Annotated in this window: 20 protein-coding genes; 16 read left to right on the top strand and 4 right to left on the bottom strand. The window is 66.2% G+C overall.

The features are described from left to right. The first annotated feature begins 158 nt into the window (after positions 1-158). On the top strand, positions 159-1004 hold the full coding sequence (locus tag B9Z01_RS18685; protein WP_085485774.1) for a CHAD domain-containing protein: 846 nt from the start codon (positions 159-161) through the stop codon (positions 1002-1004). Between the two features lie 289 nt (positions 1005-1293). On the opposite strand, the gene B9Z01_RS18680 is transcribed toward B9Z01_RS18685, so the two are convergent. The 3 genes from B9Z01_RS18680 to B9Z01_RS18670 all read right to left on the bottom strand — a co-directional run bounded on the left by B9Z01_RS18680 (position 1294) and on the right by B9Z01_RS18670 (position 4141). After that, positions 1294-2331, bottom strand: a complete 1038-nt coding sequence (locus B9Z01_RS18680) for a VTT domain-containing protein (protein WP_085485625.1) — start codon at positions 2329-2331, stop codon at positions 1294-1296. A gap of 81 nt (positions 2332-2412) precedes the next feature. After that, positions 2413-3054: a GTP cyclohydrolase I FolE gene (folE, locus tag B9Z01_RS18675; RefSeq protein ID WP_085485623.1), complete on the bottom strand. Its 642-nt coding sequence runs from the start codon at positions 3052-3054 to the stop codon at positions 2413-2415. A 157-nt stretch (positions 3055-3211) separates the two neighbouring features. Then, positions 3212-4141, bottom strand: a complete 930-nt coding sequence (locus B9Z01_RS18670) for a LysR family transcriptional regulator (protein WP_085485621.1) — start codon at positions 4139-4141, stop codon at positions 3212-3214. A 396-nt stretch (positions 4142-4537) separates the two neighbouring features. Here B9Z01_RS18670 and B9Z01_RS18665 point away from each other — a divergent pair, with 396 nt between their 5' ends. The 5 genes from B9Z01_RS18665 to pcaC all read left to right on the top strand — a co-directional run bounded on the left by B9Z01_RS18665 (position 4538) and on the right by pcaC (position 8810). Next, positions 4538-5245 (top strand): 3-oxoacid CoA-transferase subunit A, encoded by a 708-nt coding sequence (locus B9Z01_RS18665; protein WP_085485619.1) that lies wholly within the window; start codon positions 4538-4540, stop codon positions 5243-5245. 13 nt (positions 5246-5258) lie between these two features. After that, complete coding sequence (locus B9Z01_RS18660) at positions 5259-5918, top strand: 3-oxoacid CoA-transferase subunit B (protein ID WP_085485617.1); 660 nt, start codon at positions 5259-5261, stop codon at positions 5916-5918. A gap of 317 nt (positions 5919-6235) precedes the next feature. Further along, positions 6236-7615 (top strand): 3-carboxy-cis,cis-muconate cycloisomerase, encoded by a 1380-nt coding sequence (locus B9Z01_RS18655; RefSeq protein WP_085485772.1) that lies wholly within the window; start codon positions 6236-6238, stop codon positions 7613-7615. 5 nt (positions 7616-7620) lie between these two features. Continuing rightward, positions 7621-8412 (top strand): 3-oxoadipate enol-lactonase, encoded by a 792-nt coding sequence (gene pcaD, locus B9Z01_RS18650; protein WP_085485615.1) that lies wholly within the window; start codon positions 7621-7623, stop codon positions 8410-8412. Next, positions 8409-8810, top strand: a complete 402-nt coding sequence (gene pcaC, locus B9Z01_RS18645; protein WP_085485613.1) for a 4-carboxymuconolactone decarboxylase — start codon at positions 8409-8411, stop codon at positions 8808-8810. Before pcaD ends, pcaC begins: the two co-directional genes overlap by 4 nt. Positions 8811-8877: 67 nt before the next feature. On the opposite strand, the gene B9Z01_RS18640 is transcribed toward pcaC, so the two are convergent. After that, positions 8878-9639 carry a TetR/AcrR family transcriptional regulator gene (locus B9Z01_RS18640; protein WP_085485611.1) on the bottom strand — a complete coding sequence of 254 codons (762 nt, stop codon included), beginning with the start codon at positions 9637-9639 and terminating at the stop codon, positions 8878-8880. 315 nt (positions 9640-9954) lie between these two features. Here B9Z01_RS18640 and B9Z01_RS18635 point away from each other — a divergent pair, with 315 nt between their 5' ends. From B9Z01_RS18635 to B9Z01_RS18590, 10 genes are all read left to right on the top strand, one after another. Beyond that, the gene (locus B9Z01_RS18635; protein ID WP_085485609.1) at positions 9955-11556 is read left to right on the top strand and encodes a 6-hydroxynicotinate reductase; all 1602 of its coding nucleotides are present in this window, start codon (positions 9955-9957) and stop codon (positions 11554-11556) included. 69 nt (positions 11557-11625) lie between these two features. Continuing rightward, positions 11626-12564, top strand: coding sequence for a UPF0280 family protein (locus B9Z01_RS18630; RefSeq protein ID WP_085485607.1), 939 nt, complete (start codon positions 11626-11628; stop codon positions 12562-12564). Next, positions 12540-13130 (top strand): amino acid synthesis family protein, encoded by a 591-nt coding sequence (locus tag B9Z01_RS18625; protein ID WP_085485605.1) that lies wholly within the window; start codon positions 12540-12542, stop codon positions 13128-13130. Before B9Z01_RS18630 ends, B9Z01_RS18625 begins: the two co-directional genes overlap by 25 nt. A gap of 123 nt (positions 13131-13253) precedes the next feature. After that, entirely contained in the window at positions 13254-13838 is a 585-nt protein-coding gene (locus B9Z01_RS18620; protein WP_085485603.1) for an amino acid synthesis family protein, read from the top strand. Between the two features lie 189 nt (positions 13839-14027). Beyond that, positions 14028-15980, top strand: a complete 1953-nt coding sequence (locus tag B9Z01_RS18615) for an ABC transporter permease (protein ID WP_085485770.1) — start codon at positions 14028-14030, stop codon at positions 15978-15980. Further along, positions 15977-16792, top strand: a complete 816-nt coding sequence (locus tag B9Z01_RS18610; RefSeq protein WP_085485601.1) for an ABC transporter ATP-binding protein — start codon at positions 15977-15979, stop codon at positions 16790-16792. Before B9Z01_RS18615 ends, B9Z01_RS18610 begins: the two co-directional genes overlap by 4 nt. Continuing rightward, positions 16789-17502, top strand: coding sequence for an ABC transporter ATP-binding protein (locus B9Z01_RS18605; protein ID WP_085485599.1), 714 nt, complete (start codon positions 16789-16791; stop codon positions 17500-17502). The genes B9Z01_RS18610 and B9Z01_RS18605 overlap by 4 nt, the downstream gene beginning before the upstream one ends. A 49-nt stretch (positions 17503-17551) precedes the next feature. Continuing rightward, positions 17552-18751, top strand: a complete 1200-nt coding sequence (locus B9Z01_RS18600) for an amidohydrolase family protein (RefSeq protein ID WP_085485597.1) — start codon at positions 17552-17554, stop codon at positions 18749-18751. Positions 18752-18779: 28 nt separating this feature from the next. Next, a complete protein-coding gene (locus tag B9Z01_RS18595) occupies positions 18780-19289 on the top strand; it encodes a (2Fe-2S)-binding protein (protein WP_085485595.1) in 510 nt (169 codons plus the stop codon). After that, entirely contained in the window at positions 19286-22966 is a 3681-nt protein-coding gene (locus B9Z01_RS18590) for a molybdopterin cofactor-binding domain-containing protein (RefSeq protein WP_085485593.1), read from the top strand. Before B9Z01_RS18595 ends, B9Z01_RS18590 begins: the two co-directional genes overlap by 4 nt. The last annotated feature ends 58 nt before the right edge of the window (positions 22967-23024 follow it).

Here is a 23024-nt window from a genome sequence, read left to right as displayed (position 1 = left end):
CGCGGCGCCATCGAGTGGCAGGAAAAGCGCTCGGATACGCGCCGGCAATATTTTGTCGCGCGTTTTTGCGCGTATCCGGCATATCAAATGTGTCCGAATATCTTCTGAGTATTATTTTTTGCTACGCTGGAAGGAAGGTCATGTTCCATGGGGCGTCGATGAAGCAAGACAGCGAAGCAGCCAGCCCGCCGGTGGGCGAATCCTCGGCGCAGCAGGCTTTTGCGTCCTATGCCGCGCCGCTGATCGGCCAGGTGATCGAACTGGCCGAAGCGGTGCGTGAAGACACATCACCCGAAGCGCTGCACAAGCTGCGGGTGTCGCTGCGGCGGTTGCGGTCGTTGTGGTGGGCATTCGCGCCTCTGCTCGATAAGGGCGAGAACGCCCGCCAGCGCGCAGTCTTCCAATTTCTCGCGACAGCGGCCGGTAAGACGCGCGACTGGGACATCCTGATCGAATTGCTCGCGCAGAGCGACAGCGGCGCAGGCGAACTGTTGCCCAAACTCGAGGCGGCGCGCGGCGAGACACTCGCGCTCAGCCGCGAAACGTTATCGAACGCGGACGTCAAGCGTCTGCTGCAGGAGGCGTTCGCGAGCACGTCGGCGGAACTGGACAGCAACCAGGAGCCGCGCATTGCACTGCGCAAATTTGCCGCTCGGCGTGTGAGCGCATCGAAGCGGTCGCTAGAAACGCGCATCAAACGCGCGAGCCGCGCGAAGCGCTCGAACTACGCCGCCTTTCACGATGTCAGGAAGGCGGGCAAGAAACTGCGTTATCTGTTCGAGTTTTTCGGGCCGGTGCTGAAGGGAAGCCATCAACGCACGCTCGAACGTTTGAAGCGAATTCAGGAACGCTTCGGCCATCTAAACGATACGGTCTCAAGCGAAGCGCTGTTACGCGAGCATGCCGCATTGCTCGCCGGGGCCGACGACATGGATGCCGCACTGCTTTGGCTCGGCAGGGAGCGCAAGCGCCGCATGCGCGCGGCGGCTGGATTGCTGCACTGATTTGCTGCACTGATTGCGCGTGATGCAAGTTTTCGGCGAGTCGACGAGGCGCGCCTTGGCCATGCTCGAATCTCGACACGGATGTATGTCGCAGTGCAGCGACCGCGCGAAAGGAGCGTCTGCGAAAGAAGGCGACGAGGGTGGCATGGCAGACGCTTTCGCTGCGCTGCCGGCCGTGCATGATGTTGTGCCTGTCGCCAGAGCCGGCATGACGCGCCAGATGGACGCCAGCCGTGGGCCGCCGGCTTGGCGGGCACGCCGCTCAGCCTGCTGCAACGCGATTCGCGCGCTAAGCGCTGCGCGGCGCGAAACCACGCAACGTGATCGAGCCTTGCGTGTCGCCCGGCAACGGCGGGGCCGCTTGATCCGCAACCTGTCCATCCGCACCCGCCAGCAATCCGACCGGAAAGCCGCGCCGCTGCCATGCGTCGAGGCCGCCGTGCAGTGCGCGAATCCGCGTATAGCCGTGGTTGCGCATGCGTTGAGTGACTTCGAGCGCGGTTGCGCTGTCCGGACAGATGCAATAGATCACCATGTCATGCGTGCACAGCGCGCCGTCGATCTGCTCGGGCGAGTAGGGATCGAGCGCGAGCGCGCCGGGAATGCCGCTCAGCGAGTCGACCATCAGCGCGCCCGGACGGGCATCGAGCACTCTGGACGGCGCCATGCGGCGCCAGCCGCGCGCGGTCCTCGATGCGCGCGGCATCGATGCGGCGCGCGCGAACAGGCGCCGCTCGCGGTAGCGCAGATATAACCGGTAAAGCAGATAAGCGAGCGCCGCGGCAAGCAGGATATCGGCGAGCGTGCCGCCGCGCGACTCGACCAGCGCGCGCAGCATATGCAGCTCTCTTTCCACCGCGGCACCGCCGAGCAGCCAGAATGTCGCCCAGGCGAGCGCGCTTGCGAAATCCCACAGTGCGTAGATGCGGATATCGACGGCGGTCGTGCCCATCAGCGGCGGCGTGATGAGGCCGAGCCCGGGCACGAACTTTGAGATCGACACGAGCGGCACGCCATAGCGCTCGAATAGCGAGCGCGCTATTTCGACTCTGGCATCGATTGCGGGAGACAGGCGGCCGAGCGCGGCAAGCAGCTTGCGGCCATAGAGACGGCCGGCCGTGAACCAGGTGCCGTCGCCGATCAGCGCGCCGAGCACCGCGGCGCCGAGGATCGGCCAGAACGACAGGGTACCGGCGGCGATTGCCGAGCCCGCGAAAAGCAGCATGGGGACGGCGGGAATCGGCACGCCGAGGCGCGTCAGCAATACGTTGACGAACACGATTGCGCTGCCCCAGGTTGAAACCGCCGACGACGGAAACTCTACCAATTGAGGCGCTCCTGTTCCTGCTGTTGGGCCGGCATGCGCGCGCAAGGCCCTGGCGTGCGGGGGGAGTGGGCCTCGCCCCGCTCACGTATTCGGCACCGCCATTCCCTCCGGACTCCCCACGATCGACAGAAACTCCCGCCGCGTCGACGGATCGGTGCGGAACGTGCCGAGCATGCGCGACGTCACCATCGTGACGCCGGCCTTGTGCACCCCGCGCGTCGACATGCACTGGTGCGCGGCTTCGAGAATCACGCCGACGCCCGCCGGTTGCAGTACCTCATTCAGCGTATCGGCGATCTGCACCGTCATCTTTTCCTGGATCTGCAGGCGCTTCGCGAACGCATCGACAAGCCGCGCGAGCTTCGAGATGCCCACCACCCGGTGTTGCGGCAGATAGGCGACGTGCGCGCGTCCGATGATCGGCACCATATGGTGCTCACAATAGCTTTCGAAGCGGATGTCCTTCAGCACGATCATTTCGTCGTAGCCGTCCACTTCGGAGAAGGTGCGGGCAAGGATATCGCGCGGGTCGGTCTGGTAGCCCGCGAAGAACTCCTCGTACGCGCGCGTCACCCGCGCGGGCGTATCGAGCAGCCCTTCGCGCTGCGGATCGTCGCCGGCCCAGCGCAACAGCACGCGAACGGCTGCCTCAGCTTCTTCGCGGCTCGGGCGTTCCACGACCGCTGCGGGTGGGGTGTTGTTTTCTGCCTTGCTGCTGGTCATGCGTCGTTCCTCCTGGAGCGCGCGCCGACGCTGCACGGGGCGCGCGGGGTCAGTAACTGCGGTCATTGTTCCATGTTTTGCGCTCAGGGGTATCGATGCCCCCTTTGGCTGTCGGGGCGCCTGCGCCCGGACCGCGCCGGGTTTGCGCCGGGAGCCGTTACTTCGGCCACTCGTCCATCGCGTCGTTGAAGAGTTCGGAGACCACGCCGCGCAGCCAGCTGCCGCGCGGATCGTTATGAAACTTGCGATGCCAGTGCTGCCGCAGATCGAAGCGCGGCAACGGCAGCGGCGGCTCGACGAGCATGATCGACGCATGCTCCGACACGTACGCGAAGCCGATTGCGTGCGGCACGGTTGCGAGCAGGTTGGTGCGCGCGAGGATGAACGGCAGGCTCATGAAATGCGGCGTTTCCAGCACCGCGCGGCGCTTGATGCGCTTCTTTTCGAGGTACTGCTCGAGCACCTCCTGGCTGCGTCCCTCGGCGCGCACGACCGCGTGCCCCGACGCCACGTATTGCTCGAGCGTGAGCGGCCCCTTCGACAGCGGGTGATCGCTGCGCATCAGGCAGATGAAGCGGTGCGTGAAAAGCCGCTGCTGGAAGAAGTTGTTGCCCGACAGATCCGGGAAATAGCCGATGGCGAGGTCGACGTCGCCTGATTCGAGCCCGCGTTCCACCTGCGACGGCGACACCGTGACCGAGCGCAGATTCGCGAACGGCGCGCGCTCGGCGAACAGTTGCAGGAGCCTCGGCAGGAACACGATTTCGCCGACATCGGACAGGGCGATCGAGAACGTATGGGTGCTCGTGGCCGGGTCGAAGTCCTGCACGTCGAGCATGCCTTTTTCGATGCGCAGCAGCGCGTCGCGTGCGGCGGGCAGGATGGCGAGCGCGCGCGGCGTCGGCTCCATGCCTTTGGACGTGCGCACGAAGAGCGGGTCGTCGAAGTATTCGCGCAGACGGCCGAGCGCGGTGCTCACGCGCGGCTGGCTCACGCCGAGCTGCTCGGCGGCGCGGCTCACGTTGCGCGTGTCTTCCATCGCGACCAGATAGGGGATCAGGTTCAGATCCAGTTGTGTTTCGGACATGCTTGCTGTCGGTTTGCGGGCGGGTGCGGCTTGACCATGTCTATTCGGTATCGCCATAAAGGGTAGATCAAAAATCGCCCTTAAGGATACTGGAAGTACGTACAGCGGGCTTTTTCGTGAGCCAGGGAAGCCGTCTTTGTCGCGCGCAACGACCTATGATGAAGGGGATTTCCCTGCCTTGACAACCCGCCCAAAGGACAACCATAATCGCTGGAACGTTCGCTAAACGAATCACTGTTCATGTAACGAACAATTCAACCGTGAACGAACCGAAGGCGCCAGCCCGCTCCCAACTTCGCGAGCCGTCGCCAGCATGCCCGGAGACTGTTCCGCGCGAGCCTTGCCGGTCACGGCCGCCGGCTCAGCGGCACGTAGCGCCCCCAAAGGAAATTCGACATGATCAACAAGATTTTCGAGTCACTGCAGTCGGCGGTCGCCGATGTCCACGACGGCGCGACCGTCATGATCGGCGGCTTCGGCACGGCAGGGATGCCGTCGGAGCTGATCGACGCGCTCATCGAGCAAGGCGCGCGCGAGCTCACCATCGTCAACAACAACGCGGGCAATGGCGACATCGGCCTCGCCGCGCTGCTCAAGGCGAAGCGCGTGCGCAAGATCATCTGCTCGTTCCCGCGCCAGACCGACTCGTATGTGTTCGACGCGCTCTATCGCGCCGGCGAAATCGAACTCGAACTCGTGCCGCAAGGCAATCTCGCCGAGCGCATCCGCGCGGCGGGCGCCGGCATCGGCGGCTTCTTCACGCCGACCGGCTACGGCACCAAGCTCGCCGAAGGCAAGGAAACCCGCCTGATCGACGGCCGGCATTACGTGCTCGAAGCGCCGCTGCATGCGGACTTCGCGCTCATCAAGGCGTACAAGGGCGACCGCTGGGGCAACCTGATCTATCGCAAGACGGCGCGCAATTTCGGCCCGATCATGGCGAGCGCGGCGAAAACCGCGATCGTGCAGGTGTCGCAAGTCGTGCCGCTCGGCGGGCTCGACCCGGAAGAAATCGTCACGCCCGGCATTTTCGTGCAACGCGTGATCGAAGTGCCGCAAGCGGCACATGCCCCGACGCCCAATCCTCACGACGCTGCTGCCTGATTCGGAGACCGACATGAAGAAACTGACCCGCGATGAAATGGCGAAGCGCGTTGCCCAGGATATTCCTGAAGGCGCTTACGTGAACCTCGGCATCGGTGTGCCGACGCTGGTGGCGAACCACCTCGGCGCCGACAAGGAAATCTTCCTGCACAGCGAAAACGGCCTGCTCGGCATGGGCCCGGCGCCCGCGAAGGGCGAGGAAGACGACGAACTGATCAACGCCGGCAAGCAGCACGTCACGCTGCTGACGGGCGGCGCTTACTTCCACCACGCCGATTCGTTCGCGATGATGCGCGGCGGCCATCTGGACTTCTGCGTGCTCGGCGCGTTCCAGGTGTCGGCGAAGGGCGATCTCGCGAACTGGCACACCGGCGCGCCCGACGCGATTCCGGCCGTGGGCGGCGCGATGGACCTCGCGATCGGCGCGAAACAGGTCTACGTGATGATGGAACACCTGACCAAGCAAGGCGAAAGCAAGATCACTGCTGAGTGCTCATACCCGGTGACGGGCATCGGGTGCGTGAACCGTATCTACACGGACCTCGCGATGATCGACGTGACGAAGGAAGGCCTGGTGGTGCGCGAGATTTTCTCGGACATCGATTTCGCCGAGTTGCTCAAGCTGACCGGCGTGCCGATGACCGACGGCACGCAGGCTGCGCGCGCAGCCTGATGGTTGGCTGAGGCGTGGCGGCGTCAATGCCGCCACCCACGTGGCGCATAGTGTTTTGCGAACAGGCCAGCGCTGATGGAGCAAACGCTTCGTCAGCGCTGGCCTAGCGACTTCGGCAACGTGTTTGCCGCGTTTGGCGCAAAATACGCAACGACGTGCACCAGTGCGTACCGGCATGCAACGCGACAGCATGCATGTCATGCGCCTGAGCGAGCGTCAGCGCGAAGCACGGCAGTGAGCACGCAGCCGCGCCTGCCTTGAGACGCTACACGCCGCGCCCATTCTTCATCTCCGTTCCCTCGAACATCGACGTGACCATGCTCGACTCCAGCGCCCGTCTGACGGGCCTTCTTTGCGGCACACAGCCGATGAACGACATCTGGGCGCCGCGTGCCACGCTGCAACGGATGCTCGATGTCGAAGCCGCGCTCGCGCGCGCTTCGGCAGCACACAAAGTCATTCCCGAATCCGCCGTGCCCGCGATCGAGGCGGCCTGCCAGGCCGATCAGCTCGACGCCGAAGCGCTCGCGCGCGACGCCGCGCTCGGCGGCAACCTCGCGATTCCGCTCGTCAAGCAGCTCACCGCGCGCGTCAAGGCAGCCGATGCCGAGGCGGGAAAATACGTGCACTGGGGCGCGACGAGCCAGGACATCATCGACACGGCGACGGTGCTGCAACTGCGCGACACCTTCGATCTGCTCGACAGCGGTTTGCAAGCCACCTGCGATGCGATCGCGAAACTCGCGGCCACCCATCGCGCGACGCCGATGATCGGCCGCACCTGGCTGCAACAGGCGCTGCCGATCACGCTCGGCCTCAAATTCGCGCAGTGGCTCGATGCGCTGCTGCGTCATCGCGAGCGGCTCGATGCATTGCGCGAGCGCGTGCTCGTGCTGCAATTCGGTGGCGCGGCCGGCACGCTCGCAAGTCTGCGCGATGCGGCGCCGCAGGTCACGCGCTCGCTCGCTCAGGAACTCGGTCTCGTGGTGCCGACGCTGCCGTGGCATACGCAGCGCGATCGCATCGCCGAAACGGCGTCGCTGTTCGGCATGCTGATCGGCACGCTCGGCAAGATCGCGCGCGACATTTCCCTGCAGATGCAGACCGAAATCGACGAACTCGCGGAACCGGCCGCGGCCGGCAAGGGCGGTTCGTCGACGATGCCGCACAAGCGCAACCCGGTCGGCTGCGCGGCGGTGCTGACGGCCGCGACGCGCGCGCCGGGCCTCGTCGCGACAGTGTTTGCCGGCATGGTGCAGGAGCACGAGCGCGCGCTCAGCGGCTGGCAGGCCGAATGGGACGCGCTGCCCGATCTCGCCCGCCTCGCGGGCGGCGCGCTCGCCAATATCGAACAGATCGCCGCCGGCCTCAACGTGAACGTGGCGCGTCTCGCCGCCAATCTCGACGTCACGCACGGCCTGATTCTCGGCGAAGCGGTCATGCTCGCGCTCGGCGACAGCATCGGCCGGCTCGACGCGCATCATCTCGTGGAGCGCGCGTCGAAAGCGGCGATCCGCGACGGCAAGACGCTGTTCGACGTGCTCTCCGCCGATGCGGAAGTCACCGCTCATCTTTCCCCCGAGCGCCTGAAAGTGCTGCTCGATCCCGCTCAATACGTCGGCCAGGCGCACGCATATGTGGACGCTGCGCTGGCGCTTCATTCCACGCGCGCGCAGCGCGCCCATTCCAAGGAGTAACCGGCATGCCCTACGCCGCAGTCAACGGCACCGAGCTTCACTATCGCATCGACGGCGACCGTCACGGCCACGCGCCGTGGATCGTGCTGTCGAATTCGCTCGGCAGCGATCTGTCCATGTGGACGCCGCAAGTCGCGGCGTTGTCGAAGCACTTTCGCGTGCTGCGCTACGACACGCGCGGCCACGGTCATTCTGAAGCGCCGAAAGGGCCGTACACGATCGAGCAACTGACCGGCGACGTGCTCGGCCTGATGGATACGCTGAAGATCGCGCGCGCGCATTTTTGTGGCGTGTCGATGGGCGGCCTGACCGGCATCGCGCTCGCCGCGCGTCACGGCGAGCGCTTCGAGCGTGTCGTGCTGTGCAACACGGCCGCACGCATCGGCTCGCCGGAAGTGTGGGTGCCGCGCGCCGCGAAGGCACGCAGCGAAGGCATGCTCGCGCTCGCCGACGCGGTGCTGCCGCGCTGGTTTACGGCCGGCTATATCGAGCATGAGCCGGTCGTGCTCGCGATGATCCGCGACGTGTTCGTGCATACCGATAAGGAAGGCTACGCATCGAACTGCGACGCGATCGACGCGGCCGACCTGCGTCCCGAAGCGCCCGGCATCAAGGTGCCGGTGCTCGTGATCAGCGGCACGCACGACCTCGCCGCCACGCCCGCGCAAGGCCGCGAACTCGCGCAGGCGATTCCGGGCGCGCGCTACGTCGAACTCGACGCCTCGCATATTTCCAACATCGAGAAGGCGGATGCTTTCACGAAGACCGTGCTCGACTTCCTTACGGAGACGAAATGAACGACGAAGACCGTTACGAAGCCGGACTCGGTGTGCGTCGCGCGGTGCTCGGCAGCGCTCACGTCGACCGTTCGCTCGCGAACCGCACCGAATTGACTGAGGAATTCCAGAACCTCATCACGCGCTATGCGTGGGGCGAGATCTGGACGCGCGACGGCCTGCCGCGCCATACGCGCAGCCTGCTGACCATTGCGATGATGGTTGCGCTCAACCGCAGCGAGGAACTCGCGCTGCACCTGCGCGCCGCGAAAAACAATGGCGTGACGCGCGAGCAGATCAAGGAAGTGCTGCTGCAAACCGCGATCTATTGCGGCGTACCGGCGGCCAATTCGGCGTTCCATCTTGCCGACAAGCTGTTCCGCGAAGACGATGCGGCGGCCGCTGCTGCCAAGCCGTAAAGCCAGCAGGCTGTAGCTTTCTGCCTGATTCAGAAGACGCGCGACGGAATACCCGTCGCGCGTTTTTTTATGCGGCGCCGCGCGCGGGTTCGCTTTGATTCCGGCGTTGGCTGTCGCTCCCGCTTTCGTGATGATCCAGCGAGGCCGTCGCCGCTGCCTCGCCTGCCGGTATCCGCACACACACCGCGCGCCGCACCGTCTCCTTGATGACCTCCTGCCAATGTGCGAGCGCCGCCTTGTCCATCAGCGGCTCGCCGAGAAACGCGCCGAGCGTGTACTGATTGGCGTTATAGAAATAGCCGAGCGACGCGATCATCAGATATACGTCACGCGCTTCTATGTCGGCGCGAAATACGTTTTGTACGCGGCCGGCGTCCAGTAGCTTCTGCACGACCGAAATCGCGTAGCCGGAAATCTCCCTGAGTTTCAGCGATTTTTTTGCATGCTTGCCTTGGTGCAGGTTCTCGCTCGACAGCAGCGTGACGAACTCCGGATGATCGAGGTAGTACTGCCAGACGAATTCGACCATCTGTTCGAGCCCATGCACCGGATCGCGCAGATCGAGATCGAGTTTGCTTTCCGCCTCGTTGAACTGCGTGTAGATCGTCTCCAGCACTTCGATGAACAACTGCTCCTTGCTGCCGAAGTAGTAGTAGATCATCCGGTCGTGCGAACGCGCAGCCTTCGAAATACTTTCGATGCGGCCGCTCGCATAACCCTGCTTCGCGAACACCTTGATGGCCGCTTTCAGCAGCTTGGCGCGCGTGTCCTGCGCCTGTTTCGCGCGGATGCCGGGGGCGCCCGGCTTGCGGGCGGCGGTGGGACTCATGGCGGTCCTGGATCTCTGGTCTCGAATCTTTGTCAGCGTCGGTCGGCGTAGCGTCAAGATGCATTCACGGTGTCTTGCGTGCGTGTTTCGCACGCCGATACCGCATCGCACCATGAGGCCGCGCGGTGGAAAACACGTTGCACAGTCGATTTTGATCGGGTAGATTTCAATCGAGTTTGATGTAGAAGATACTACATGAACGGTAAGTGGCCGCAACATGAAAATGCTCGGCCCACGCGAAAATGTCCTGAAACAAGGGCGATTCACGAACCGCGCAGTACCACCAGGGCCTGTTGTGTCGTACGGAACCCCACGATGACAGAACATACGAAGGTCGATTTCGGTGCGGAGAGCGTCGATCGCGATACCGCGTCGACGCCAGGTCCGACCGTGCTCGAAAAGTCGGCGCCGCGCAGCGAGCGGATGGCGTCGAACAAGATCGAATGCAATGCATGTCCGGTGCTATGCCAGATTTCGGCTGGGCGCACCGGCGCGTGCGACCGGTATGCGAATGCGGACGGGCGGCTGATACGGGTCGATCCGGTGGTGCTCCTCTCGCGGGCGGCGGCGTTGCCCGATGCTGCTCACGCCGACGCTTCGGACGCGGCAATCGCATTCGGCACGGCGCCCGAAGTGCCGGACAGCATCGACGAATCCGCGCTCTTCGTCACCGGCGTCGGCGCGTCGTCCACCTATCCCGACTACAAGCCCGCTCCCTTCATCGTCGCGTCGAAGCTCGATGACGTCGACATGATCACCGTTGTCACCGAAGGCATCTTCAGCTATTGCAGCTTCAAGGTGAAGATCGACACCGACCGCTTTCTCGGCCCCGAACAGGCGAACGTGCGCTGCCAGGGCGAGATCGTCGGACACGTGACGACGGCCGAATACGGCTCGCAGATGCTGAGCCTCGGCGGCGTCCATCATCTGACCGGCGGTAGCAAGAAAGAAGGCCGCGTGACCTGCGACATGATGCTCGCGCTAGGCAACAAGGAGGCGGTCGAACTGAGTATCGACGGTGGCGCGAGTCTCGTGATTCGCGCGGGCGCGGCGCCGGTGGTCGATGGCGTCGAGGAGCAGCGCATGCGCGTCGGCTGCGGTTCCGCGACGATAGGCATTTTCGCGAAACAATGGTTCGGCCACGTGGACGAAGTGGTGGTGGTCGACGATCACATTACCGGCGTGCTGACCGAACATCAGGCAGGGCGGTGTCTCGGCATGACGCGCTCGGGCCTGAAGATTCGCGGCCGCAAATCGACGCCGGGCCGCTATTTTCAGGTCGCGAATCCGGGCACTGGCTGGGGCGGCACCGACATTCAGGATCCGCTCGCGATCGTCGAAGGGTTCGACCCGGCCGTCGCGAAACCGGGCATGCGCGTGCTGATGGTGTCGACGACCGGCGAGCACGCGCAATGGTATGAACTCGACGCGCAGCTCGTGCCGCGCGTCGCCCCGATGCCCGACGCGGTGCGCCACACGGTCGAGCGGATCGGCGAGAACTGCGAGCCCTCGCTTGCGACGGTGCTGTTTCTCGGTGGCGCGGGCGGCAGCCTGCGCGCAGGCGCGACCGAGAATCCGGTGCTGCTCACGCGCGCGATCAAGCGCAAACTCGTCAACGTTACCTGCGGCGGCGCGCCGGCCTATGTGTGGCCGGGCGGCGGCATCACCGTGATGGTCGACGTGATGCGTATGCCGGACCGTTCGTTCGGGACCGTGCCGACGCCCGCGATCGTCGCGCCGATCGAATTCACGATGACGTACGACACGTATCGCGATCTCGGCGGCCACGTCGACGCGGTGCGCTCGTTACAAAGCGTGCTCGCGAATGGGCCGGCGCATTCGGAAGGCGCGCCGCTCGCGCGTCGCACACTGGTGCGCGACCCCGACAATCCGTGGCCGCCCGTGCTGCCTGGTTAAGCATCCCGACTCAACGATCCCGGTTCATTCACGCCGCTGCTCACCGATTTCACTGACGCCACCGACCCGATGACCCCCACCCGCACCCGGCTCGACGAACACCGCTGGCACTGGCAGCACGGGCCGATCGACCTGATTCTCGGCGCTAACGGCGAGCCCGCCGCGCTGCGGGCTGCGTATCACGCGTGCTGGGAGCGATTCGGCAGCGTGTTGCAGGACCTGGTCGGCGAATTGAATGCGCTTCGGCAACCGGTGCGGGCCGCGGCGTTTTTGCAGGACTGCCCGTTGCAAGGACCGGTCGCGCGCCGCATGTGGCGCGCGTGCCATCCACATCGCGCGCGCTTTATCACGCCGATGGCGGCGGTCGCGGGCAGCGTCGCCGATGAACTGATCGCCGCGTTTGCGCGCGACGGCATCGAGCGTGCGTTTATCAACAACGGCGGCGATATCGCGCTGCACCTGAGCGAAGGGCAGCGCTATCGCGTCGGCGTATTCGCGGACCTTGCGCAATACGCGGGCACACGCTTCGCGCGCGATCCCGCACTCGACGCGCATCTGACGCTCGACGCGAGCCAGCCGATCCGCGGCATCGCGACGAGCGGCTGGCGCGGCCGCAGCTTCAGCCTCGGCATCGCCGACAGCGTGACCGTGCTCGCGCGCGACGCCGCGAGCGCCGACGCCGCCGCGACGATGATCGCGAACGCGGTCGACCTCGACCATGCGGGAATCGTGCGGCGTCCGGCTTCATCGCTGAAAGACGAGAGCGATCTCGGGGATCTGCTCGTGACCGTCGACGTGTCCCCGCTGCCGCTGCCGCTGATCGATTTCGCGCTGGCACGCGGTGTCGACGTCGCGCGGCGGCTGCGCGAGCAAGGTTTGATCGAAGGCGCCGCGCTGTTCCTGCAAGGGCAGGTGCGCGTGACTGGCATTGACGACATCGGCGCGTTGCCCACAACGCGCGCTTCACTGACAACGGAGGTTCCGTGTTCGAAATACGCCGCGTGCTGACGCACGTCGAAGACATCTTCCACGAGTTCGGGCCCGCGCCCGCGCAGCCGCTCCGGCGCGGTGCGATTGCAGCGGTCATGACGAATCCGTTCGCCGGGCGCTACGAAGCGAAAATCGAGCACGCGATGGACGCGCTGAAGCCGATCGGCTTCGACATGGCGCAACGGCTGCTGACGGCGATGGCGGTGCCGCATGCGTCGATCGAAAGCTATGGCAAGGGTGCGATCATCGGCTCGCGCGGCGAACTCGAACATGGCGCGCTGTGGCACGTGCCCGGCGGCTATGCGATGCGCGAGCTGCTGGAGAAGAACGGCGTGCCGACCAACGCGATCGTGCCGTCGACGAAAAAAGTCGGTGCGCCGTCCACCGCGCTCGACGTACCACTCACGCATGTGAACGCGAGCTATGTGCGCAGCCATTTCGACGCGCTCGAAGTGCGCGTGCCGGGCGCGCCGGCCGCCGACGAGATCGTCTACATCCTCGTGATGAGCACCGGGCAGCGCGTGCATGCGCGCGTCGGCGGTCTCGCGAAAGAGGCGATCGTCGGCAAGGATGGTTTGCGCTGACGCGGCACGCCGAAGCGCCGGCACTCACACGGGGCCGCGCAATAGCGCCGCACGGAAGCGCTGCAAACAAACAGCGAAACAAACGCAACGAAACAGTAAAGCATCGAAACTCGGAGAGCGGAAATGGCAATCAGGCTTCGCAAGCTGGTCGTGCAGGTCGACGAAACGCGTATCGAAATGGGCCAGGCGGTCGAGCCGCCCGTGCGCCGTGCGGTGGCGATCGCGGTGATCGATAATCCGTATGCAGGCCGCTACGAGGCGAAGCTCGACGCGCTGATCGAAGCCGGCGAGGAACTCGGCGCGCTGCTCGGCAAGCGCTGCGTCGAAGCGCTCGGCATCGCGCCGGGCGAAGCGCAAAGCTACGGCAAGGCCGCGATCGTCGGCGAGGCGGGCGAACTCGAACACGCAGCCGCGATCCTGCATCCGAAGCTCGGCGCGCCGCTGCGCGCGGCGGTCGAAAAGGGCGCGGCGTTGGTGCCGTCGGCGAAGAAGATGGGCACGCTCGGTACCGCGATCGACGTCCCGCTCGGCCACAAGGATGCCGCTTTCGTGCGCAGCCATTTCGATGCGATCGAGGCGCGCGTGTCCGACGCGCCGCGTGCCAACGAAATCGTCGTGGCGGTCGCGGTCACGGCATCGGGCCGGCCGCTGCCGCGCATCGGCGGCCTGCAGGTCAGCGAGATCAAGGGCGAGGACGGCCTGCGCTGAAGCCCGCGCCGGTCTTTTCCCCGCCGCTTTTTGCACCGCTTTTTGCACCGCTTGTAGCGCGGGTTGTTTCGCTGGTAGTGTCCTGCCGTTGATGCGGGCGCGCAGGGTGCCGCCCGCGCTGCAACGTCTGCCGGGCGGGTCGATATGCGTGTCATACACGCGCCGTTCAGCAAGCTGCCGAGGGTCGCGATGCTTTCGAATCTGCTGGTACAACTGGTCAATGGACTCGCCGACGCGTCGACGCTGTTTCTGGTCGCCACCGGTCTGTCGTTGATCTTCGGCGTGACGCGCATCGTCAACTTTGCGCACGGCTCGTTCTATATGTTCGGCATCTACGTCGCGTACAGCATCGCGAGCCGCTTCGGCCACACGGCGGGCGGCTTCTGGCTGTCGGTGCTGGCCGCCGCGCTGGCGGTCGCGGTGCTGGGCGCGCTGGTCGAAATCGTCGTGCTGCGGCGGATCTATCAGGCGCCCGAGTTGTTCCATCTGCTCGCCACTTTTGCGCTGGTGCTGATCTTTCGCGACGCCGCGCTGTGGCTATGGGGCCCCGACGATCTGTTCGGCCCGCGCGCGCCGCATCTGGCCGGCGCAGTCGATTTTCTCGGCCACCCGCTGCCCACCTACGATATCGCGCTGATCGTGATCGGCCCGCTGGTGTTGCTGCTGCTCTGGTACGCGTTGACGCGCACGCGCTGGGGCACGCTGGTGCGCGCGGCGACCCAGGACCGCGAGATGCTCGGCGCGCTCGGCATCAACCAGGCCTGGCTGTTCACCGGTGTGTTCTTCGTCGGCGCGTTTCTCGCGGGACTCGGTGGCGCGCTGCAAGGGCCGCGCATGTCCGCGAACCTGTCGCTCGATCTCGAGACGATCGGCAATGCGTTCGTTGTCGTCGTGGTCGGTGGAATGGGCTCGATTCCGGGCGCGTTCGTCGCGGCGTTGCTGATCGCCGAGATCAAGGCGCTGTGCATCGGCATCGGTCATGTGACGATCTTCGGGGTGGGGCTGTCGCTGAGCCGCTTTACGCTGGTCGCGGAATTCGTCGTGATGGCGGTCGTGCTCGTCGTGCGGCCGTGGGGGCTGCTCGGTCGCGCGAGCGCCGCGGTGCGCGCGATGGGCGCGCCGGAAGCGCCGTTGTGGCCGGCGGGCAAGCGTCTGAAGTGGCTCGCCGGGTTCGTGCTGCTGGTGCTCGTGCTGGCGCCGCTCGCGGCCAACGCGTTTCCGTATATGCCGGTACTGCTGGTCGAAATCCTGATCGCGGTGCTGTTCGCGGCGAGCCTGCATTTCATCATGGGCCCGGGCGGCTTGCATTCGTTTGGGCATGCCGCGTACTTTGGACTCGGCGCCTACGGCGCGGCGTTATTCCTGAAGGTGCTGAATCTGCCGATGGAAGCCGCGCTGCTGCTCGGGCCGTTGCTCGCGGTGGTGGGCGCGCTGGTGTTCGGCTGGTTCTGCGTGCGCCTCTCCGGCGTCTATCTCGCGATGCTGACGCTCGCGTTCGCGCAGATCGTCTGGTCCGTCGTGTTCCAGTGGGACGACGTGACCGGCGGCAGCAACGGCGTGCTCGGTCTATGGCCGTCGAACTGGTTATCGTCGCCGGTCGCGTTCTATTACCTGACGCTCGCATGCGCGGTGCTCGGCGTGTGGCTGCTGCGCCGCATGCTGTTCTCACCGCTCGGTTACGCCATGCGTGCATCGCGCGATTCCGCGTTGCGCGCCGAGGCGATCGGTATCGACGTGAAGCGCGTGCAGTGGGCGTCGTTCGTGATCGCGGCGCTGTTCTGCGGGCTGGCCGGATCGCTGTACGCGTTTTCGAAGGGCAACATCTCGCCGGAAGCGATCAGCGTCAGCCGTTCGGTCGACGGCCTCGTGATGGTGCTGCTCGGCGGCTTGCAGACGCTGAGCGGGCCGATCGTCGGCGCGGCGGTGTTCACGTGGCTGCAGGATACGGTCGCACGGCAGACCGACTACTGGCAGGCGCTGCTCGGCCTCGCGATCCTGCTGCTGGTGATCGCGTTCCCGCAGGGCATCGTCGGTTTCATTCGCGATCGCTTCGGCGACAGCAATGCCGATCAGGCCGATAAAACCAATGGCGGCGCCGCGTCGCCGTCGCAACGGGCCGCGGCGGTCAAGGAGGGGCTATGAGCCTGCTGCGCGTGAGCAATCTGTCGCGATCGTTCGGAGGCCTGACGGCTGTCGATAATGTTTCATTCGATCTCGAAGCCGGCCAGTTGCTGGCGCTGCTCGGGCCGAACGGCGCGGGCAAGTCGACCTGCTTCAACATGGTCAACGGCCAGCTGCAGCCGTCGTCGGGCTCGATCCGGCTCGACGGTCATGAGCTGGTCGGCATGCGGCCGCGCGATATCTGGCGGCGCGGCGTCGGCCGCACGTTCCAGATCGCCGCGACGTTCAACTCGATGACGGTGCTCGAAAACGTGCAGATGGCGCTGGTGTCGCGTGAGAAAAAGACCTTCGGTCTGTGGAAGCCGGCGGGCTCGCACTATGCCGACGAAGCCTTCGCGCTGCTCGAACAGGTCGGCATGGGTGCGCACGCGAATCGCGCATGCGGCGTGCTCGCGTATGGCGACGTGAAGCGAGTCGAACTCGCGATCGCGCTCGCGAACCGGCCGAAGCTGCTGCTGATGGATGAACCGACCGCCGGCATGGCGCCGCAGGAACGCAACGAATTGATGGCGCTGACCAAACGTCTGGTGACCGGGCACAAGATCGGCGTGCTGTTTACCGAGCACAGCATGGACGTCGTGTTCGCCTACGCCGACCGGATGATCGTGCTCGCGCGCGGCAAACTGATCGCCGAGGGCGATGCCGACACGATTCGCAACGACGCGCGCGTGCAGGAAGTTTATTTCGGCACCGGCAAGACGTTCCGGCCGCATGCGCCGCTGCACGATGCGGCGGGCGGCGCGCAAGATCAGAGCCGGGGAGCGGTGCAATGAGCGAGCCGATGCTGAAAGTCTCCGGCCTCAACGCGTTCTATGGCCGCGCGCATATCCTGTTCGACGTCGGCCTCGAAGTCGGCCGCGGCGAGGTCGTCGCGCTGATGGGCCGCAACGGCGCGGGCAAATCGACGACGATGAAAGCGGTGATGGGGCTGCTGCCGCGCCGTCAGGGCGAGGTGACGTTTCGCGGCCAGAACATCGGCGCGCTGCCGCCGTACAGGATCGCGCGCATGGGCATCGGCTTCGTGCCGGAAGACCGCCGCGTGTTCGCGGACCTGACGGTGATGGAAAACCTCGACACCGGCCGCCAGCCGCCGCGCGAAGGCGCGCCGCAATGGACGCCCGAAAAACTGTTCCGCCTGTTTCCGAATCTCGGCGAAATGCCGAGGCGCCCCGGCGGCCAGATGAGCGGCGGCGAACAGCAGATGCTGACCGTGTCGCGCACGCTGATGGGCAATCCATATCTGGTGCTGCTCGACGAACCGTCCGAAGGTGTCGCGCCGGTGATCGTCGAGCAGATGGCGAACATGATTCTCGAACTGAAGCGCGAAGGGCTATCCATTCTGTTGTCCGAACAGAATCTGCACTTCGCCGAGCTGGTCAGCGACCGCGCGTATGTGCTCGAAAAAGGGCAGATCCGTTTCAGCGGCACGATCGGCGAACTCGCACGGAACGAAACAGTGAGGCGCGCGTATTTGAGCGTATGAACTGAGCGTGTAAATCCATCCGGTAGTGTCGTGGCGAAAGGAGAGGCAGATGGCGGCAGAGACGTTGACAGGTTTGTCGGGCAAGGTCGTGGTAACGAACATCGGGCTGCTGCTATCGGGCGATATCGACCGGCCGATTCTGGACGCCGACACGCTGGTGATCGACGACGGCGTGATCGTCGCTGTTGGCAAGGAGAAAGACTGCGATCTCGAAGGCGCGCGCACCACGGTCGATTGCAAGGGTACGACGGTCGCGCCCGGCCTGATCGATTCGCACGTGCATCCGGTGTTCGGCGACTGGACGCCGCGCCAGAATCAGCTCGGCTGGATCGAATCGAATCTGAACGGCGGCGTGACGACGATGATTTCCGCCGGCGAAGTGCATCTGCCCGGCCGCCCGAAAGATGTGCTCGGCGTGAAGGCGCTGGCGATTACCGCGCAACGCTCGTTCGACGGCATGCGCGCGGCCGGTGTCGGCGGCGGCGTCAAGGTGATGGCCGGCGCTCCCGTGATCGAGAAGGGCATGGTCGAGCAGGACTTCAAGGAGCTGTCGGAAGCGGGCGTGAAGCTGCTCGGCGAAGTCGGGCTCGGCAGCGTGAAGGGCGGCGAGGAAGCGCAGCAGATGGTCGCGTGGGCGCGCAAGTACGGCATCCAGAGCACGATTCACACGGGCGGGCCGTCGATTCCGGGCTCCGGGCTGATCGATCGCGACGTCGTGCTCGCCGCCGATGCCGACGTGATCGGCCACGTCAACGGCGGCCACACGTCGCTGTCGTACCGGCACGTGTGTGATCTGTGCGAGCAGTCGAGCCGCGCGCTCGAAATCGTCCACAACGGCAACGAGCGGATCGCGCTGCTGACCGCGCGTCACGCGATCGAACTGAAGTGTCCGCACCGGATCATTCTCGGCACCGATAGCCCGGCCGGCTCCGGCGTGCAACCGCTCGGCATTCTGCGGATGATCGCGCTGATCTCGAGCCTTGCCGACGTGCCCGCCGAAATCGCGTTCTGCTTCGCGACCGGCAACACCGCGCGGCAGCGCAATCTGCGCCAGGGGCTGATCGAAGCGGGCCGTCCCGCCGACCTCGTGTTCATGGACCGCGCGCAGCATACGGCCGCCGATACGCTGCTCGAAAGCGTGCAGCTCGGCGATATTCCGGGCGTCGGGATGGTGATGATCGACGGCTTGATCCGCTGCCGGCGCAGCCGCAATACGCCGCCCGCGACCGAAGTGCCGGTGGTGCTGTGAGCGCACGGCGTCGGCGGGTGGCGGGATCATGACGAACCGTCCCGCGCAGTTCGTGCTGAAGGTGAACGGCGCGACGCACGTGGTCAGCGCGTCGGTGCGGACGCCGCTGCTGTATCTGCTGCGCAACGATCTCGCGCTGAACGGGCCGAAGTTCGGCTGCGGCCTCGGCGAATGCGGCGCGTGCACGGTGCTGCTCGATGGGGTGCCGACGCGCGCGTGCGTGACCACCGCCGAAGTCGCGCTGGGCCGCGAGATCACGACGCTCGAAGGGCTCGGCACGCGCACCGCGTTGCACCCGGTGCAGCAGGCGTTTATCGAGGAGCAGGCCGCGCAATGCGGCTACTGCCTGAACGGCATGATCATGACGGCGAAGGCCTTGCTCGATCGCGATCCGCATCCGGACGTCGCGACGATCCAGCACGAGTTGTCGCGCAATCTGTGCCGCTGCGGCACGCATGTCGAGATCGTGCGCGCGGTGCAGCGCGCGGCGCAATTGCTCGCCGAGCGGGCTGACGCGCACGACGGAGCGCACGTATGACGGGGCCGGATTTCAGCGTCGATCGGCGCGGCGCGCCGCCGTCGCGCAAGCAGCTGTACGACGCGCGGAGCGTGCTGATCGTCGCGCGGCCGCCGCAGGCGCCGGTCAAGGCCACGCCCGGTCAGCCGGGTTCGCGTTCGTCGTTCGTGCCGACCGAGGCCGATCTGTTTCTGGTCGTGCGTGACGACGGCAGCGTGGTCGCGTTCAACGGTCACGTCGATCTGGGTACGGGCATCGGTACGGCGCTCGCGCAGATCGTCGCGGAAGAACTCGACGTGCCGCTCACGCGTGTATCGATCGTGCTGGGTCACACCGGCGAGGCGCCGAATCAGGGGCCGACGATCGCGAGCGCGACGATCCAGATTTCGGCGGTGCCGCTGCGGCAGGCGGCAGCGCAGGCGCGTCGGTATCTGATCGGCGAAGCGGCGGCGCGCCTCGGTGTCGACGCACAAAATCTCGACGTGCAGGACGGCCGCGTTTTTCCGCGCAGCGGCGATGCGGCGCAAGGCATTTACTACGCAGACCTGATCAAGGGCCGGCGAGTCGAACTGCTGCTTGCCACCGACGCTCCATTGAAACCGCCGCACGACTACAGGATCGTCGGCAAAAGCGCGCCGCGCATCGACATTCCGGCGAAGGCGACCGGCGAGCTCAGCTTCGTCCACGACGTGCGCGTCCCGGGCATGCTGCATGGGCGCGTCGTGCGTCCGCCGTATGCGGGCGTCGCGCAAGGCGAGTTCATCGGCAATAGTCTGCTGGAAGTGAACGAGGCGTCGATTCGCGATCTGCCGGGTATCGTCAAGGTGGTCGTGATTCGCGACTTCGTCGGCATCGTCGCCGAGCGCGAGGAAATCGCGCAGCAGGCGGCGCAGCGGCTCGACGTGCGCTGGAAAGCGGTCGATGGTTTGCCGCCGCTCGATACCAGCGAACAGGTCGAAGCGGCGTTGCGCGCGAATCCAGCCCAGCGGCGCGATCTGGTGATCGAAGGCGACGTCGATGCGGCGCTCGCGCAGGACCCTGCGCGTACGCTCGAACGCACGTACGTGTGGCCGTTCCAGCTGCATGCATCGATCGGCCCGTCGTGCGCGGTGGCCGATTACCGGAGCGCTCGCGACAACAGCGCCGGCGCCGCGCTGAAAATCTGGTCCGGCACCCAGAATCCGCATTCGCTGCGCGCCGATCTCGCGCTGCTGATGGCGCTCGACGAAGCGCGCATCGAGGTCGTGCGGATGGACGCGGCGGGCTGCTACGGCCGCAATTGCGCGGATGACGTCGCCGCCGACGCGGCGCTGCTATCGCGTGCGGTAGGCAGCCCGGTGCGTGTGCAACTGTCGCGCGAAGACGAACATGCGTGGGAGCCGAAGGGGGCCGCGCAACTGATGGACGTGCGCGGCGCGCTGACCGGCGAAGGCGAACTGGCCGCTTACGACTTCGCGACACGCTATCCGTCGAACGATGCGCCGACGCTCGCACTGCTGCTGACCGGCACGCTCCCCGCGCAGCCGCAGGTGTTCGAGATGGGCGACCGCACCGCGGTGCCGCCGTACGACTATCGCAGCATGCGCGTCGTCTGCGACGACACGCCGCCGATCGTGCGCGCCGCGTGGCTGCGCGGCGTCTCGGCGTTGCCGAACACGTTCGCGCACGAGTCGTTCATCGACGAACTCGCGGAGCAGGCGGGCGTCGACCCGGTCGAATTCCGCCTGAAACATCTGACCGATCCGCGCGCGATCGACCTCGTTAAAGAGGTCGCGGAGCGGGCCGGCTGGGAACCGCGCGAGCCTGCGTTCAAGACACGCGGCAAGGAAGACGGCGCCGCAAACGGCAACGCGGACGGCGACATCGCGCGCGGCCGTGGCATCGCCTACGCGCGCTACGTGCACAGCAAATTCCCCGGCTTCGGCGCCGCATGGTCCGCGTGGGTCGCCGAGGTCGAAGTGAACCGCAAGAGCGGCGAACTCGCGGTCACGCGCGTCGTGGTGGGCCAGGACAACGGCACGACGGTCAATCCGGACGGCGTGCGCCATCAGATTCACGGCAACGTGATTCAGGCCACGAGCCGCGCGCTGAAGGAGCAGGTCGGCTTCGGCGGCAACGCGGTGACGAGCCAGGAGTGGGGCGCGTATCCGATCCTGACGTTCCGCGAAGTGCCGGTGATCGACATCGTGATGATGCCGCGCCATGGCGAGCCGCCGATGGGCGCGGGCGAATCCGCGTCGCTGCCCGGCGCGGCCGCGATTGCGAACGCGCTGTACGACGCGACCGGCGTGCGCTTTCGCCGGCCGCCGTTCACGCCGGAGAAGATCCGCGCCGCGCTCGCCGACGCGCAGGCCGAAGACGCGGCGGCGGCACGCCGCAAAAAACGCTGGCGGCGCGGCTTTTTCGGCTTGCTGGCGGCAGGGGCAGCGGGCGCGGTGGGTTGGCTCGGCGCGTTGTCGTTCGCGTCGGTGCCCGCCACGCCGATTGCGCCGATCGCGCCGCCGCTCGCGAGCGCGTTCGCGCCGGAGCTGGTCGCGCGCGGCAAGCTGCTCGCGTCGCTTGGCAACTGCGCGGTCTGCCATACCGCGCACAACGGTGTGCCGAACGCCGGCGGCAAACCGCTCGCGACGCCGTTCGGCACCGTCTACAGCACCAACCTGACGCCCGATGGCCTGACCGGCATCGGCAACTGGTCGCTCGACGCGTTCGTGCGCGCGATGCGGCACGGCATCAGCCGCGATGGTCATCGGCTGTATCCGGCGTTTCCGTACACGTCGTTCCAGAACATCTCCGACGACGATCTGCACGCGCTGTACGCGTATCTGATGTCGCAAACGCCGGTGCGCAGCCGCCCGCCGCAGACGAAGCTCGCGTTTCCGTTCAGCGTGCGTCCGTTGATGGCCGCCTGGAACGGACTCTTTCTGCAGCGCACGGCGTTTGCCGCCGATCCCGCGCAAAGCGCGCAGTGGAATCGCGGTGCGTATCTGGTGAACGGCCTCGGCCATTGCAGCGCGTGTCATACGCCGCGCAACGCGTTCGGCGCCGAGAAGACCGGCGCCGCGTTCATGGGCGGCGGCATCGCCGAGGGCTGGGAAGCGCCGGCGCTGTCCGCGTTGTCGAACGCGCCGGTGCCGTGGAGCGAAGAGGAGCTGTTCAGCTATCTGCGCACCGGTCACGCGCCGCTGCACGGTGTCGCGGCGGGGCCGATGGCGCCCGTGATCGGCGATCTGGCGGCGCTGCCCGACAGCGATATCCGCGCGATGGCCGTCTATCTCGCGTCGCTGAACCCGCTGGAGCCGAACGCCGATCCGGGCGCGACCGCGCGCGAATACGAGCAGGCCAGCACGCCGGCCGGTGCGCCGGTGAGCGTGGGCGCGCGCCTGTTCGACGGCGCGTGCGCCGCCTGCCATCACACCGGCAGCGGGCCGCAGCTGTTCGGCGCGCACCCGTCGCTCGCGCTGAACACGAACCTGCATGGCGCGACGCCGGACAACCTGATTCGCGTGATTCTCGATGGCATCGGCTCGCCTGCGCGGCCCGAACTCGGTACGATGCCGGCTTACCGCGACAGTTTCAACGACGCCCAGGTCGCCGAACTCGTGTCGTACCTGCGCGCGCAATTCGCGGGCGGCAAGCCGGCATGGCAGGACGTCGCGACGAGCGTGGCCAGAATCCGCGCCGAGCCGCGCGAGCAATGAGCCGCGTGAGCGCGCCGTGGGTCTGTCGTGAGCCTTGTCGTGAGCCATCGGGCCGCCC

This window comes from Paraburkholderia susongensis (assembly GCF_900177725.1).
GTDB lineage: Bacteria > Pseudomonadota > Gammaproteobacteria > Burkholderiales > Burkholderiaceae > Paraburkholderia > Paraburkholderia susongensis.
This window is presented reverse-complemented; position numbering and strand designations above follow the sequence as displayed.

Coding starts and splice junctions, on each gene's coding strand:
- B9Z01_RS18605 (WP_085485599.1), top strand. CDS start 16,789: ATGAGCGAGCCGATGCTGAAAGTCTCCGGCCTCAACGCGTTCTATGGC.
- B9Z01_RS18615 (WP_085485770.1), top strand. CDS start 14,028: ATGCTTTCGAATCTGCTGGTACAACTGGTCAATGGACTCGCCGACGCG.
- B9Z01_RS18600 (WP_085485597.1), top strand. CDS start 17,552: ATGGCGGCAGAGACGTTGACAGGTTTGTCGGGCAAGGTCGTGGTAACG.
- B9Z01_RS18595 (WP_085485595.1), top strand. CDS start 18,780: ATGACGAACCGTCCCGCGCAGTTCGTGCTGAAGGTGAACGGCGCGACG.
- B9Z01_RS18660 (WP_085485617.1), top strand. CDS start 5,259: ATGAAGAAACTGACCCGCGATGAAATGGCGAAGCGCGTTGCCCAGGAT.
- B9Z01_RS18620 (WP_085485603.1), top strand. CDS start 13,254: ATGGCAATCAGGCTTCGCAAGCTGGTCGTGCAGGTCGACGAAACGCGT.
- B9Z01_RS18635 (WP_085485609.1), top strand. CDS start 9,955: ATGACAGAACATACGAAGGTCGATTTCGGTGCGGAGAGCGTCGATCGC.
- B9Z01_RS18610 (WP_085485601.1), top strand. CDS start 15,977: ATGAGCCTGCTGCGCGTGAGCAATCTGTCGCGATCGTTCGGAGGCCTG.
- pcaC (WP_085485613.1), top strand. CDS start 8,409: ATGAACGACGAAGACCGTTACGAAGCCGGACTCGGTGTGCGTCGCGCG.
- B9Z01_RS18655 (WP_085485772.1), top strand. CDS start 6,236: ATGCTCGACTCCAGCGCCCGTCTGACGGGCCTTCTTTGCGGCACACAG.
- pcaD (WP_085485615.1), top strand. CDS start 7,621: ATGCCCTACGCCGCAGTCAACGGCACCGAGCTTCACTATCGCATCGAC.
- B9Z01_RS18670 (WP_085485621.1), bottom strand. CDS start 4,141: ATGTCCGAAACACAACTGGATCTGAACCTGATCCCCTATCTGGTCGCG.
- B9Z01_RS18685 (WP_085485774.1), top strand. CDS start 159: ATGAAGCAAGACAGCGAAGCAGCCAGCCCGCCGGTGGGCGAATCCTCG.
- B9Z01_RS18630 (WP_085485607.1), top strand. CDS start 11,626: ATGACCCCCACCCGCACCCGGCTCGACGAACACCGCTGGCACTGGCAG.
- B9Z01_RS18665 (WP_085485619.1), top strand. CDS start 4,538: ATGATCAACAAGATTTTCGAGTCACTGCAGTCGGCGGTCGCCGATGTC.
- B9Z01_RS18590 (WP_085485593.1), top strand. CDS start 19,286: ATGACGGGGCCGGATTTCAGCGTCGATCGGCGCGGCGCGCCGCCGTCG.
- folE (WP_085485623.1), bottom strand. CDS start 3,054: ATGACCAGCAGCAAGGCAGAAAACAACACCCCACCCGCAGCGGTCGTG.
- B9Z01_RS18640 (WP_085485611.1), bottom strand. CDS start 9,639: ATGAGTCCCACCGCCGCCCGCAAGCCGGGCGCCCCCGGCATCCGCGCG.